Genomic DNA, 13,551 nt, shown 5'->3' on the forward strand with positions numbered 1-13,551 from the left:
GTCGATGTCAGATCTGAAGCCATTCCAAGTGCCAGAGAAGGCAATCGCTGCTCATTTCTCGTCGGTTGAGGAAATCTTGCGTGGTGCGCTCGATCCGTCAGTCCAAGTCGCGCTGGTTGTGGATCAGCTTGAGTCAAAACTGGTGGCTGGCTTATCTGGGGCCGGCTTGGAAATTACTAACCGAAACAGGGGTGGCCAAGTGGTTCGGACCGCGCCACTTCTACATCTTCGTGATGGGCTCTGGGCATTTCTTGGATACCAAGAAGAATGGTCACGTATGCCCGATCGCAGAAGCAAGGCTTTATTTTTCCGTTCCAGTTCGATCGGTATCCATTTTGGATATAGAAATATGGATCCGAAGCCGCAGATCTTTCGAGCGGAATGGGCTGGCTATGATTTTCGGGGTGGCCAGTATCGGTTCCAGGGAGGTCTGGCGGGCCATCCTCACTGGCAGTTTGATGCTTTGGAGAGTCTCCTTTCAGATGAGAAAGTCGATAAGGCAAGCGAACTAGCGGAACTGCTGCGGGAAGAAGCAGGAGGGCGACCGCCGCCTGACTTTTCTCCTCATGGCCTCGGTTTGCTCGATACTGATGTTCACGATGTGATTTCATCAAGGAAGATAGCTGCGATGCACTTCGCAAGCGCGGCGATGTGGTGGAATGAGGCCCAGCACGCGCATGCGCCGAAAAACACGATCAATATAAGAGATTGGCTGAAGCGATCACTAGCTTACATCGTTCAGGAACTTGACCGGGTCTAGGGTGGAGCGTCTATCCAAGTATAGCTGCGCCGGGGGTCAAATCCGGACAGCAGGAGAGCTTCATGCCGAATGTTTGCTGGATCGCGACCTGGGCGACTACGATCTCGTCGCAGCATGGATGCAGCACGGCTTCAACGAGTGACGCTTTTCTGCGACCTCTTCACGGACTCTGACTCCGTCAATTGAGGTTCGAATCCTCACGGGGCATCCAGTTTTTACGCCCGCACATCCAGACAGCGACTACATATTGTCGCTTTCTTTCAAGCGCGCTTGCTCGCCAGGCGCGATCAAGGCTCCGGGAAGGAGCTTGCCTGATGGGTGCAATCGTCGATGATCCGAAGCTGGTCTATCGCAGGACCCTGTGGTTCTACGCGCTGACCACGATCCCGCTCACAGCGATGGGCACCTTCTTCACAAATTTCTATTTCATCTACGCCACCGATGTCCTGTTGCTGGCCCCGGCGGTCGTGGGATCGCTGATCGCTTTTGCCCGCATCTATGACGGTATATCCGACATAGTGATCGCGACCTGGAGCGACCGCAGCGAAAGCAGGCACGGCCGGCGCCGGCCGTTTATCCTGGTCGGGGGCCTGATGTGTTCGATGCTCTGGGTGCTGTTCCTGCTCCCAGACGGCTTGAGCAACATGCAGAAGATCCTCTGGGTGTTCGTCGGGCATATCTGGTTGCAGACCGCCTTGACGCTGCGCAGCATCCCGATCCGTGCGCTGGGTATCGAATCCGGCAAGACTGCTCAGCAGCGCACCATGTTCGGGATTCTCATCCCGTTCCTGACCATCCCTGCCGTCGTTGCAGTCAACTTCGCCGGCCAGGGCGCGCTGCAGTCCGACGACCCTGCTGCGACGATCGCGCCCTGGGTCATCGCCGGAAGCCTGTTGCCAGCGATCCTGACGCTCATTGCCTTTCCGCTGCTCAAAGAACTCCCCACGCGCCATCGCAGCGTCGAACGCAATGTCTGGAAGATGATAAAGGAGGTGCTGGGCGTCGGATACCATCGCCAGCTTATCGCCGTGCAATTCGCCGAAAGTTTCGCCTTCACCAGCCTCGCTTTCAGCGTGCCCTACATGCTGCGCTATGTCCTCGATCGCCCGGACATGATCGCGGTAATTTTCGTGACCTATCTCGTCATCCAGCGGATTGTCGGGTTTGCGTGGTACAAGATGATCCCGCGCTGGGGCATGCGCGCGATCTGGAGCAAGGGGCTGTGGATGTGGTTGCTGGTGTTCGCCTGTATCCCGCTGGTCCCCTGGGGTGGCTTCCCGCTCTACTTCGCGCTCGCCGCGCTCGCAGGCATCGCCGGAGGGGCGGCAGCGGTGAACTACGCGATGCTCGGCGATATCGCCGACTATGACGCACGGGTTTCCGGGCGCCAACGCCAGGGTATCTATATGACGGTCTATCGCCTGGTCGGGAACATCGGCGGGGCGGCGACAGGCTTTGCGCTCGGATGGCTGCTCCAGCTCAGCGGCTACGTGCCGAACGGCGAACAGGGTGAAACGACCATTGCCGCTATCATCGCTTCATCCAGCCTCTTGCCGATCATCGGCGTGGCGATCGGCCTGCTTATCCTGTCACGCTACAAGCTGTACGAACGCGAAGGGATGAGCGACGGCAAGCGTGAAGAGGACGGCGCGCCAGGCGCGGGTTTCGGTAGCCGCGCACCGGCCTGAAAACCCATTGAGATTTGACTCAGGTGGTGCGGCGCGCATGATGCGGGCCAATGCAGATTCCCATTCGCATGCCCGACGAGCGTCTTGCCGCCTACGTCGATGTATACGGCCATTGGCCGGTACCGATGGAGAACATCTCCACCTTTTCGCCGGGCCTCATCGCATTCAACCTGTCCGGTGTGCACCTCGAAGTGAATGGCGAGGTCCGGACCGAGCCGGTCATCATGGGGATTTCGACCGAGCCGACCCATATTCGCTACACGATCGATGGCGGTGATCTCGTCTCGCTCCGGGTCCGGTCCAGTGCGTTCGACCTGTTGTTCGACATCGATCCCAGCGTCCAAAGCGGTCTCGTGGCCATGGATCCTGTACGCCATCCCCGTCTCTTGCAAATCTACGACGCGTTGAAAGCGGCCCCATCCAACGTCGAAGGATGGTTCGGTGCGCTCGACCGTGCCCTTCTGGACCTCCTGCCACTCGCCAAGCCATCGGGTCTTGTCGGCAGAATGATCGAGACCAGCATCGAGACGGAAGGCACTCTCGGCGTTTCCGAAATGGCTGACCGGCTTGGCTGCACTGTCCGCACGCTTGAAAGGGCCTGCAAGAAGCGTTTCGGTCGTTCACCGAAACGATTGCTGAGGGGCCATCGTCTCAGCCTCACCATGCAACGGGAGGCTCTGGCCAACGAGCGCGTCGAGCTGATGCCCGATTTCGCCTATGCCGACCTGCCGCATTACCTCAACGAGATGCGCAAGATGACCGGCCTCAACCGCAAGCAGATGAGCGATGCAAAGCTGCTCGGCAACGACTTTCCTTATGTCTACGTCTGGCCCGACGGATCAGTGGCCGAAACACCGGAGGACCAGGATCGATGGCACGCGGAGATGGGGCGTCGCTACCGCACCAATCCGGGTTGATCAGCCTCCCGGTCGACGCGATCGCCGAGTGGCAGGCGGCAAGCACGCATGGGTGACGTGACTGTGCTGGACTCGGCCTCGCCACAGTTCTAGAGAATTGCCATCCCCGGGGAGCCATGAGGCTGAGAGGGCGGTTGAAGTCCGCCGACCCGTCGAACCTGAACCGATTAGCATCGGCGGAGGGAGTGGAGCGGCGCCAGAATACCGCTCTTCCTCCGCCTTATGGAGAGAGCACGCATGGCCGACATCAACAGCAAATTCGACATCGGCGTCACCACCGGGCCCATTCGCGGTAGCCGCAAGGTCCATGTCGGCGCGAAGTCCGGCAGCGGCGTGCAGGTCGCCATGCGCGAGATCGATCTCGAGGGCGGCGAGCCCAGCGTGCGCGTCTACGACACTAGCGGTCCCTATACCGATCCCGATGCAACCATCGACATCCGGCAGGGCCTCGAGCAGAAGCGCCGCGAGTGGATCATGGCACGCGGCGATGTCGAGGAATATGATGCCCGCGAAGTGAAGCCCGAAGACAACGGCCAGCTCGGGCCTGATCGCTCCGGCGGCGTCCCCGGCTTCCCGAATGTGGCGAAGAAGGTGCTGCGGGCCAAGCCCGGCATGAACGTCAGCCAGATGCACTACGCCCGCCGCGGCATCATCACGCCCGAAATGGAATATGTCGCCGAGCGCGAGAACCTGGGCCGCGAAATGCTGCGCGAGGAAGCCGCCCGCCTGACCGCGCGCAACGATGGCCAGCCCTGGGGTGCCGAGCTGCCCGACTATGTCACGCCCGAATTCGTGCGTGACGAGATTGCCCGCGGCCGCGCGATCATCCCGAACAACATCAACCACCCCGAAACCGAGCCCATGGCGATCGGGCGCAACTTCCTCGTCAAGATCAACGCCAATATCGGCAACTCCGCCGTGGCATCCGATGTGGCGGCAGAGGTCGACAAGATGGTCTGGTCGATCCGCTGGGGCGCGGACACGGTCATGGACCTGTCGACTGGCCGCAACATCCACGACACCCGCGAATGGATCATCCGCAACTCGCCCGTCCCCATCGGCACCGTGCCGATCTACCAGGCGCTGGAGAAAGTCGGCGGCATTGCCGAGGACCTCAACTGGGAAATCTTCCGCGACACGTTGATCGAACAGGCCGAGCAGGGCGTCGACTATTTCACCATCCATGCCGGCGTGCGCCTGCCCTATGTCCCGATGACCGCCAAGCGCGTCACCGGCATCGTGTCGCGCGGCGGATCGATCATGGCGAAATGGTGCCTCGCGCATCACAAGGAGAGCTTCCTCTACGAGCGCTTCGACGAGATCACCGAGATCATGAAGGCCTATGACATCGCCTATTCGCTGGGCGACGGCCTGCGCCCCGGCAGTATCGCCGACGCCAATGACGAAGCCCAGTTCGCCGAGCTCTACACGCTGGGCGAGCTCACCAAGCGCGCCTGGGAACAGGACGTGCAAGTGATGATCGAAGGCCCCGGCCACGTGCCGATGCACAAGATCAAGGAGAACATGGACAAGCAGCTGGAAGCCTGCGGCGAAGCTCCCTTCTACACCCTCGGCCCCCTCGTCACCGATATCGCGCCGGGGTACGACCACATCACCAGCGGCATCGGCGCGGCGCAGATCGGCTGGTACGGCACGGCGATGCTCTGCTACGTCACGCCCAAGGAACACCTCGGCCTGCCCGACCGCGACGATGTGAAGGTGGGCGTGGTGACCTACAAGCTCGCCGCCCACGCCGCCGACCTTGCCAAGGGCCACCCGGCCGCCAAGGTCCGCGACGACGCCTTGAGCAAGGCCCGCTTCGAATTCCGCTGGCGCGACCAGTTCAACCTCAGCCTCGACCCCGACACGGCCGAGCAATATCACGACCAGACCCTCCCCGCAGAAGGCGCCAAGACCGCCCACTTCTGCTCCATGTGCGGCCCGAAATTCTGCTCGATGAAGATCACGCAGGAAGTGCGCGACTTCGCGGCAAAGCAGAACTCGGACAGCTACCTCGCGAGCGAGAACATCAAGCGCGAGACCTCAGCCGAAGAGGCCGAGGAAGCGGAGAAGGGCATGGAGGAGATGAGCGAGGTGTACCGCGAGAAGGGCGAGAAGTTGTATTTGCCGGAGGGAGGTTTAGCGACCGAGTGACGGTTTCCTACAAACCTAAATGGCAAAAGTCGGGAAACTTGAGTCGGCTTCTCAGGGAGCTGAATGAGGGCACCGAGCTAAATGAAAACGGAGGCATTACCTTCACAGCCTCCGATCATCAGGATCTGTTTTTCCTACTCGCGGATAGTGTCACCTCAACGAGCGATCTTACCCGACGCGACTTGTCGGGAATATCTTATCGCTCTTTCATCGAATTGAGGAAGCAGGGTGAGGTAAAGCTAAAGCCTCTTTTGGCCGAAATCTCGCGTCGCTCGAACGAGCTTCTCTCAAGTGAACGCATCCAGCATACGATGTGGTCGCACATGCGGCTAAAGCGAATGGCATTTCATCCAGGGTGTCGGTTTGAGTTCGATGGCGTCCGTATCAGAACGGTTGCGCGCTTGCCCAAATGGCTGCGACTCAGCGAATATTTCATCTCGGGCATTGGGCGAATAAATCCAAACGAACTTAGTTTTTTTGGATATGTCATAGCGACAACAGATGCTCGGAATGAGAACGAGGCATCAGAGAAGATATTTGCCGCTCTTGATGTCTTCTTTGCGGTAGCCAATACCCGCAACCGATCTTTGGAGATGTGGGTACAGCGGCGTCCGACGGCGAAATTTTGGCTAGGCCCGTACCAATTCTTTTTCGCGAAGAGAAAGTTTCTCGGGAATGATCGCCTTTGGAGTAACCCAAGTTTCGACAAGCGCGAGTGGGAGCTATTTCCCACAGATGCTCGCAAGTTTAACGAGAATGCTCCCGGGGTCAGGAGGGCGCTAAGCAAACTTGAAATTCACCCGCTTCGAAAGCCGTTGGAAGAGGCGCTCAGATTTGTCAGCGAAGGAATGGTCAGCGCTGATCTCGCGTTTCGCTTAATGCGCTTTTGGTCAGCGGCAGAGAGTTTGTACTCAATCCGCGACCAAAAAACCTCAATGTCTGTGATCATCGACCGAATGGTATTTGCGGACGGAGACGAGAAGTGGCTGACTAAATCGAAATTACAGCGCGCATATGAAATTCGAAATGAATACGTCCATCGGGGTTCTAGTGCTGGCGATGACTCTCCTCTAGTCCAGCACTTGCGCGAGGTCATACTTAGCTTCCTATACTATATTCTTTTCAATGGTGATGACATCGAAAGTCATGAGGAACTGCTAATGATGTTGGATTTGCCCAAAGATGTTGAAGCATTGACCCGTAGGGCGACAGCAATTGAGCGCCGACGACTCATTCAAGATACTGGTCGCCACCGCGCCTGAGCGCCAACACCTATCGACGGCATATCGTGATTGATCGCATTTGGCGCTACGGATGGATTACCTGTCGGCTATTCTGCCGGAACCAGCTTCTCCACCAGCGCCCTGAGTTCGCTCGGCGTGGTGTGGCCGGCGACGATCTCGTGATAGCCGATGCCCGCCTTGCGTGTCCTTGGCATCCTATCGCTCCGCTGCTTGAGGATAGGCTTCCTTGCTTACCGCGCTTCCTTCGAAACGCGCTTCTTTGCTTGTTTGAGAAGCCGCACTCCCCATCTTAGGGATAGCTACCTGTCGTTTCCGACGGTCCTCTTCCCGTTTCCACGGGAACCGCTCCCCCGCCAGCTTTCGCCACTTAGCCCGCGCATGAGCGGCCGCTCCTGGCTGCCCGCGTTTCTTTGAAAGGACCAACCGATGATTCACTATGGAAAAGTCGAGACCTACGACAGCGAAGCACAGCAAGGCACGATACAGCCCAATGCCGGAGGCCAACCGCTGTCGTTTCGCCGGGTCGACCTTCAGCAGCAGGCTGGAGAACCGCGATGCGAAACGTATTTCGGATATGAGACCTGGACAAAGGACGATGGCGAAACGGTTGCCGTCCACCTGCGCCAGCTTTCCTGAACAGATGCAGGAGACGCCCCGGGTCGATACGATCCGGGGTGCCCTCTTTCGCAGATTATCGCCACGGGAGGCCGGGAAGGCGCTCGATCCGGGTCAATCCGGCGCCGGTCGATGCGGGCGCGGAGGGCTAGCCCCTCAGGAGTTACGCATATTCTCCAGGCCCGCAATCGCACCGGGCTTGGTGCTGGGGTTGGAGGCGTTGGTCTTGACCTTTTCCTTCTTGGGCTTGCGCGCTTCGCGGCTCTTCTTCTGTTGGCCTTTGGCCATGGTCTTTTCCAATCGGGGCGGAATGCCCCAGTCCCTCTATGGGCCGATTGCAGGGAATAGATAGCGAAACCGGCGGGCGCAGCTGCCTCGCCGGGCTCATCCGCGCCCCAGCTTCACCAGCACCCGGTCCAGTGCCTGCAGGAAGTTCGACCGTGCGGGTGGCCTTTGGCCGTCTTCGCCTGCGGCTCCGACTCCCGCCTTGCTGAACGGCGGCGGGCCTCCGCCCACTCCGTCCATTCCGGCGCGCAGGTCTTCGATGATCGCGCGGGTGGCCCGAAGGAGTCGGGGGCCCTGCCGATGCTGACTGCGTCGAAGGGCTTGCCAACACATTCTCAGCGATTACACACGTCATCATGGACGGAAACACATCCCCGCTCGCCAGCCTTCTGAAGGTCGCCGCGCTGGCTTCGCTCGCCTCGGCGATCACCACCGCCACACTCATCTACGGGCCCGACGCTGCTCCTGCCGAGGGGCTGGAGGTGCAGGCGCGGTTATCGGGCGACTGGTCCTATCTCTACAAGCCATGGGTGCTGTTCTTCCATCCGCAATTCGCCTTCGTTGCGGCGCTGGGTGCGGCGGCGGTCTTGTGGCGGGCGCGGCCGGCGCTGGTGGCGATCGGCCTGTTCTACCTTGCCCTGTGGGCGACGACCGAGATGACGCAGCAGGCCTATATCATCGATGCGCTCAACCAGTTTTGGCGGCCCGGCTATCTCGGCGCCGAGAATGCGGCCGAGCGCGCGGGATACGAGACGCTGTTGACCGGCTTCCGGGCGATCTCGGACAGCCAGTATTTCGTGCTGCTGTTCGGCTTCGGCATGGGCTCGGTGCTGCTGGGCGCGGCATTCCTGTCGAGTGACGCGCTGGGCAAGGGCGTGGGCGTGGTCACGCTGTTCCTGGGGGTGGTGAGCCTTGCGGCGTTTGCGGGCTATTATTTCGGTCCGGCTGCGGGGGTAACCGGAGTTACAGGATGGATTTACGCCAACCTTTATGGCCCGCTGCAGACCGGCGTGCGGCTGGCGCTCGCGTGGTGGCTCTGGCGGCAGGCGATGCGGCATCGGGGCGCCAGCTAGCAGCGACCGCTTTCCTACTCCGCCCAAACCTGCCCAATCTTCGTGGATGAGCACACGGCGAAGCCTTGCCCTTTCGCTTCCCGCCACCGGTCACGATGGCCGGGCCGCCCGGGACGAGGGAGGTTTGCTCGCGCCATGTGTCAACTTCGCGCGAGAGACTTAAAAGCGCGCGATCATGCGGGTTTGCGGCGGGAAATATCGGGTGACACGGTGTCGCCTATGTCAACTTCGCCCCAGCTTCACCAGCACCCGGTCGAGCGCCTGCAGGAAGTTCGAGCGGTCCGCCTTGCTGAAAGGCGGTGGGCCTCCACCCATTCCGGCCATCCCGGCGCGCAGGTCCTCCATGATCGCGCGGGTGGCGATGGCGCTGCCGATGCTGGCGGCGTCGAAGCTCTTGCCGTCGTGGCGCAGAACGGCGGCGCCTGCCTTGAGGCAGCGTTCGGCCAGCAGGATATCGGCGGTGATGACCACGCTGTGCGGCCCCGCTTCTTGCGCAATCCAGTCGTCCGCCGCGTCGAACCCGTCCGAGACCACCACGCGCTTCACCCGCTCGCTCACCGGCACGCGAAAAGGACTGTTACTGACCACGCGGACGTGCGCCTTGTGACGGTCGGCGACGCGGTAGATCTCCTCCTTCACCGGGCAGGCATCGGCATCGACGAGGATTGTGACGGGCTTGGTCATGGCGCGTGCCTAGCGAGTGATCCGGCCGCGCACCAGCGCGCCCGACTTGACGGGGCGAGGGCGGAGGGGGAAACTCGAGCCATGACCCAGACCGAAACCAACCGCGCGCTCATCACCAAGGCTTACGACGGACTGGCGAAGGGCGATCCGACGCATTTCACCGCCCTGTTCGACGAGAATATCGAATGGCGGGTCATGGGCTCGTCCGCCTGGTCGAGACATTTGAAGGGCCTGGAAGCGGTGGAGCGCGACCTCGTCGGTCCGCTCTTCGCGCGGATCGACGGGCCCTATCTCACCACGGCCGAACTGATCCTCGCCGATGGCGACCGCGTGGCCGTGATCGCCAAGGGCAACGCCGCCACGGTCGACGGCGCGCGCTACGACAATGACTATTGCTTTGTCTTCCGCCTGGAGGACGGCAAGATCGTCGAAGTGCGCGAGTATATGGACACAATCCTGGCGGATGCGGCGCTGGGGGCTGGCTAGGGACGGATTTCGATTACAAGTGTAGACATGGCGCGGGCGTGACGCTACCCCGTGGGCAGTTTCGATTGCTTGCGAGGGGTTTGAGAAGTGCCGAAAACGATATTGGCCAGCGCGCTGCTTGCCTGTGCAGCGCTCGCCGTCGCACTTCCCCACACGGCATCGGCCCGGGCGGAGACTGATGGGGAAAACCGCTCGGTCGAAGCGGGGGGCGCCCATGACGACAAGATCGCGACGATAGAGCAGGGCCTGCGTCCGGCCCTCGGAGCAAAGGGCGAGCCGGGTCCGGTCTGGACGCTTGCGGAAAGGATGGCGCACCACCGCGTTCCCGCCATCAGCATAGCGGTGGCGATCGACGGCGAACTGGCCTGGGCGAAGGCTTACGGGGTTGCGCAAGCGGAGGGCAGCGAGGCAGTCGACACCGACACGCTGTTCCAGGCCGCATCCTTGTCGAAACCGGTCGCGGCGCTCGCGGCGCTGACGCTGGTCGACGAGGGCAGGGTCGATCTCGATGCGCCTGTGAACGACTATTTGTCCTCTTGGAAAATCCAGCAAAACGCCTTCACCGCGCAGCGCCCCGTCACCTTGCGCCACCTGCTGTCGCATCGCGCAGGCACGACCGTCCACGGCTTCCGGGGCTACGACATCGCCAAAGTCTATCCGTCGAGCGAACAGGTCCTGACGGGAGAGGCGCCGGCCAACACCCAGCCCATCGTGGTGGACAAGGTGCCGGGTGAGAGCCGCCGCTATTCGGGTGGCGGGTACCAGATCGTCCAGCTGCTGATCGAAGATGTCGCGACAACGCCGTTTGCGGATTACGTGACATCCCACGTCCTTGAGCCTTCCGGGTTGGCGCTGAGCAATTACGATTACGTCCAGAGCGGCAGCAATGTGGCGCGGGGCCATAGGGGCAAGGCTTCGCAGCCGATGGCGGAACACGGCTATTACGCCTACCCCGAGATGGCGGCGGCCGGTCTTTGGACGACGCCGAGCGAGCTCGTGCTGCTCGGCGGCAAGGTGGCCGATGCGCGAAGGAATTCCGCAGGGTTGGTCTCGACAGAGCTGGCCAACCAGCTGGTCCCGGACAGCGCGGATGATCCGGGTCTCGGCTTCGGGCTGAACGCGCCCGGCGACGGGATCGTCTTCGTCCATAACGGGCATAATCCCGGATACAGCGCCCGATGGTTCAACTATGCCGACGGCAGGGCGAGCGTGGCGATCCTCACCAATTCCGATACCGGAGGCGACCTGATCCGCGAGGTAGCGAGCGCGATCGGTCACGTCTACGGCTGGAGACAGGACGCGTTCGAGGAACGGGAAACGATCTCTTTGCCTGCGGAGTGGCAGGACGCGGTTTCCGGCGGATATGCCTTCGACAGAGAAGCGGCCTCCCCGATCGTCGAGATCGAGGTCGAAGACGGCAAGCTATGGATCGAGGGCGAGCTCGCCGAGCGTTCATCCTTCTACGCCACCTCGCGAACCGAATTCTTCATCGCCTCGGGCTTGAACTTCACCGTCGAGCTTGGTCACGATGGAGATGTCGAGGCGCTCGATATCGAAGGCGAGATACGCCTCGTGAAGCTGGACTGATCCTTACGGCAGATTCGCTGGTTGCTCGGTCTTGCGCACTAGGCTCCAGTCGTAGCCCAATTCCTTCACCCGCTGCTCCAGCAGTGTGCGGGTCGCGGCGTCGGGTTGCGCCTTGCGGGTAAGCATCCAAAGGTAGCGGCCACTCGGTTCGCCTACGATGGACCAAGGGTAGAGACCGTCCGGGCCTTGTTCGCCGCGGTCGAGCACCCAGTAATCGCCATAGAAGGGGCCGAAGAAGCTGACCTTCAGTTTCGCGCCCCCGCTGCCCTCCACGATCTTGGCCTTGCCGGTCGACTGGTCGAATTCGCCGTCGAGGCTGTCCTTGTAGCAGGAATTGACGACCTTGATCTTCCCGTCGTCGCGCAGGGAATATTCCGCCGTCACGCCTTCGCAGCCTTCCTGGAAGGGCGCTTCGTAGCGGGCGTATTCGTACCACTTGCCCAGATAGGCCTGCGTTTCCACCGGCTTTGCCGGTTGCGGGACGCTGGCATTGCCGACCGGGCCGGGCGTACCGACACAAGCGGCGGCAAGGGCGAGGACAGGGGCGAGGACCAGGGCGCGAAGGGTGTTCATGTCAGGCAAACCCCGTCCAAGCTGGTCAGGTTCCCCAATTGCCGCCATAGGGGCGCATGGCCGACCTATATCTCAAGAACCTCGAATCCGAACGCCGCCAGCTATGGGCGAAATGCCGCCTGCACGGGCTGGCCAAGGACACTCCCGAACGCCAGCGGATCGCCGCAATCGACGAGGCTATCGCGGCGCACAAGGCGAAGCAGAAGGGCTGACGCTCGCCAGACTAAGCGGCGGGCGTTGGCGGATCAGGGCGTCAGTTCGCCCTGTTCGCGACCTTCCCACCAGGCGATGCGTTTCGGGCTGACTTCGATCAGGACGAGGCCTTCAGTATCGAGGCCGTTCTCGAACCATTTCTCCAAATCCTTGACCCAGTGCTTTTCCAGCGTGGCGCGATCGCGGTGGAGTTTGCCTGTGCCTTGGACGGCGCAGTAGAACTCGCCGCTGGTGTAGGTGGCGCCGCATTCGTCGGAACGTTTGAGGTCGTCGTCGATGCGGCCGTCGTCAGTGGCGAAATGAAAAGTGGTGCCGTCGCTTTCGCTCACGTCCTTGTTGTTCGACATCGGGCGCGCGGCAATCGCGCCCTCTTCGCCCGTCTTGGTGACCAGCATGGCGACATCGATGGATTTGAGCTTTTCGGCGATCTGGGCAAGCGAACGGTCGGACATGGGCGTCTCCGGCTAGGCAGGGGGGTGCGCAGATAACGGGCAAGGCGTCCATCGGTGCCCGGCGGCCTTGCGTAAGTCTTTCCTACGAGGGCGAAATCTGCCTCTTTCGCCGGCCAAGCGTATTGCCCCGAACCCCTTTGCAATCGGAGCTGAACCGCTTTGCGCGATTGCGCAGGTTATCCTTCCGGGACGGTGTTCCACCCGTTCCACTCTGTCGGGAACTGCCTCGTGGAAAGCCTATCAGCGCGCTTTGGCCGATTATGCTGGAAAGCGCTGTACAAGGCCCCATATCGAGAATTGGGACGGGTTAGAGAGAACACAAAGGAGCAAACCCATGCAGGTCCAGTTCAATTCCGACAGTTCGGTCATGGGCACGGAAAACGTCGCAGAACGCATCGAAACGAGCGTGCGCGAGAAGCTTGCACGGTTCGAGGATCGGCTCACCCGGGTGGAAATCCACGTGCGTGACGAGAACGGACCAAAGCACGGTGCGGACGACAAGGCCTGTATGATCGAGGCGAGACCGAGGGGCGGCAAGCCGATCGGTGTCACCGAACATGCTTCCAAGGTCGATGATGCAGCAAGCAAGGCGGCGCGCACGCTTGCCCAGCGGCTCGAGCGGCATTTCGGAAAGGCTACGCGTCACGGTCATGATCCGCGCCCCGAAAAGGTTTTGTAATAAAATTAGGCGTTTCGGTGAGGGCGTGGTATCGCGCCCTCGCTGACGTCGAAATTTGCGACGGACTTCGGATTTTGACGACCGCCGCCTGCCCCTTTTAACGGGCCCCGGCGTAAACCAGACGACGTTTTCCTTTCATCG

The 13,551-nt window shown here is 61.2% G+C and carries 16 protein-coding genes and 1 riboswitch; of the genes, 11 read left to right on the forward strand and 5 right to left on the reverse strand.

Annotation, left to right across the window (positions count from 1 at the left end):
* The first annotated feature begins 4 nt into the window (after nucleotides 1–4).
* The 6 genes from GRI34_RS12490 to GRI34_RS12515 all read left to right on the forward strand — a co-directional run bounded on the left by GRI34_RS12490 (nucleotide 5) and on the right by GRI34_RS12515 (nucleotide 7,399).
* Nucleotides 5–760 carry a hypothetical protein gene (locus tag GRI34_RS12490; protein ID WP_160596208.1) on the forward strand — a complete coding sequence of 252 codons (756 nt, stop codon included), beginning with the start codon at nucleotides 5–7 and terminating at the stop codon, nucleotides 758–760.
* Nucleotides 761–1,074: 314 nt separating this feature from the next.
* Nucleotides 1,075–2,448, forward strand: a complete 1,374-nt coding sequence (locus GRI34_RS12495) for an MFS transporter (RefSeq protein ID WP_160596209.1) — start codon at nucleotides 1,075–1,077, stop codon at nucleotides 2,446–2,448.
* Between the two features lie 50 nt (nucleotides 2,449–2,498).
* Complete coding sequence (locus tag GRI34_RS12500; RefSeq protein ID WP_160596210.1) at nucleotides 2,499–3,365, forward strand: helix-turn-helix domain-containing protein; 867 nt, start codon at nucleotides 2,499–2,501, stop codon at nucleotides 3,363–3,365.
* Nucleotides 3,366–3,462: 97 nt separating this feature from the next.
* Nucleotides 3,463–3,568: riboswitch (TPP riboswitch) on the forward strand.
* 34 nt (nucleotides 3,569–3,602) lie between these two features.
* On the forward strand, nucleotides 3,603–5,519 hold the full coding sequence (gene thiC / locus GRI34_RS12505; protein WP_160596211.1) for a phosphomethylpyrimidine synthase ThiC: 1,917 nt from the start codon (nucleotides 3,603–3,605) through the stop codon (nucleotides 5,517–5,519).
* On the forward strand, nucleotides 5,516–6,781 hold the full coding sequence (locus tag GRI34_RS13445) for a HEPN domain-containing protein (RefSeq protein ID WP_160596212.1): 1,266 nt from the start codon (nucleotides 5,516–5,518) through the stop codon (nucleotides 6,779–6,781). Before thiC ends, GRI34_RS13445 begins: the two co-directional genes overlap by 4 nt.
* A gap of 408 nt (nucleotides 6,782–7,189) precedes the next feature.
* Entirely contained in the window at nucleotides 7,190–7,399 is a 210-nt protein-coding gene (locus GRI34_RS12515; RefSeq protein WP_160596213.1) for a cold-shock protein, read from the forward strand.
* Between the two features lie 135 nt (nucleotides 7,400–7,534).
* Here the strand turns inward: GRI34_RS12515 and GRI34_RS13405 are convergent, their stop codons facing one another.
* Nucleotides 7,535–7,666 (reverse strand): hypothetical protein, encoded by a 132-nt coding sequence (locus GRI34_RS13405; RefSeq protein WP_267903957.1) that lies wholly within the window; start codon nucleotides 7,664–7,666, stop codon nucleotides 7,535–7,537.
* 96 nt (nucleotides 7,667–7,762) lie between these two features.
* Nucleotides 7,763–7,903, reverse strand: a complete 141-nt coding sequence (locus tag GRI34_RS13470) for a hypothetical protein (protein ID WP_407692138.1) — start codon at nucleotides 7,901–7,903, stop codon at nucleotides 7,763–7,765.
* A 116-nt stretch (nucleotides 7,904–8,019) separates the two neighbouring features.
* Here GRI34_RS13470 and GRI34_RS12520 point away from each other — a divergent pair, with 116 nt between their 5' ends.
* The gene (locus GRI34_RS12520) at nucleotides 8,020–8,736 is read left to right on the forward strand and encodes a hypothetical protein (protein WP_160596214.1); all 717 of its coding nucleotides are present in this window, start codon (nucleotides 8,020–8,022) and stop codon (nucleotides 8,734–8,736) included.
* Between the two features lie 222 nt (nucleotides 8,737–8,958).
* Here GRI34_RS12520 and GRI34_RS12525 read toward each other — a convergent pair whose 3' ends face one another.
* Nucleotides 8,959–9,420 carry a YaiI/YqxD family protein gene (locus GRI34_RS12525; protein WP_160596215.1) on the reverse strand — a complete coding sequence of 154 codons (462 nt, stop codon included), beginning with the start codon at nucleotides 9,418–9,420 and terminating at the stop codon, nucleotides 8,959–8,961.
* 81 nt (nucleotides 9,421–9,501) lie between these two features.
* Here GRI34_RS12525 and GRI34_RS12530 point away from each other — a divergent pair, with 81 nt between their 5' ends.
* The gene (locus GRI34_RS12530) at nucleotides 9,502–9,906 is read left to right on the forward strand and encodes a nuclear transport factor 2 family protein (RefSeq protein ID WP_160596216.1); all 405 of its coding nucleotides are present in this window, start codon (nucleotides 9,502–9,504) and stop codon (nucleotides 9,904–9,906) included.
* Nucleotides 9,907–9,993: 87 nt separating this feature from the next.
* On the forward strand, nucleotides 9,994–11,493 hold the full coding sequence (locus tag GRI34_RS12535; RefSeq protein ID WP_160596217.1) for a serine hydrolase domain-containing protein: 1,500 nt from the start codon (nucleotides 9,994–9,996) through the stop codon (nucleotides 11,491–11,493).
* 3 nt (nucleotides 11,494–11,496) lie between these two features.
* Here GRI34_RS12535 and GRI34_RS12540 read toward each other — a convergent pair whose 3' ends face one another.
* Nucleotides 11,497–12,066, reverse strand: coding sequence for a lipocalin family protein (locus GRI34_RS12540; protein WP_160596218.1), 570 nt, complete (start codon nucleotides 12,064–12,066; stop codon nucleotides 11,497–11,499).
* Between the two features lie 56 nt (nucleotides 12,067–12,122).
* On the opposite strand from GRI34_RS12540, the gene GRI34_RS13240 reads away from it, so the two are divergent.
* The gene (locus GRI34_RS13240; protein WP_198507639.1) at nucleotides 12,123–12,278 is read left to right on the forward strand and encodes a hypothetical protein; all 156 of its coding nucleotides are present in this window, start codon (nucleotides 12,123–12,125) and stop codon (nucleotides 12,276–12,278) included.
* A gap of 33 nt (nucleotides 12,279–12,311) precedes the next feature.
* Here GRI34_RS13240 and GRI34_RS12545 read toward each other — a convergent pair whose 3' ends face one another.
* Nucleotides 12,312–12,731, reverse strand: coding sequence for a pyridoxamine 5'-phosphate oxidase family protein (locus GRI34_RS12545; protein WP_160596219.1), 420 nt, complete (start codon nucleotides 12,729–12,731; stop codon nucleotides 12,312–12,314).
* A gap of 334 nt (nucleotides 12,732–13,065) precedes the next feature.
* Between GRI34_RS12545 and GRI34_RS12550 the strand changes: the two genes are divergently transcribed.
* Nucleotides 13,066–13,410, forward strand: a complete 345-nt coding sequence (locus tag GRI34_RS12550; RefSeq protein WP_160596220.1) for an HPF/RaiA family ribosome-associated protein — start codon at nucleotides 13,066–13,068, stop codon at nucleotides 13,408–13,410.
* The last annotated feature ends 141 nt before the right edge of the window (nucleotides 13,411–13,551 follow it).

The sequence above is a fragment of the Qipengyuania aquimaris genome, assembly GCF_009827445.1.
GTDB lineage: Bacteria > Pseudomonadota > Alphaproteobacteria > Sphingomonadales > Sphingomonadaceae > Qipengyuania > Qipengyuania aquimaris.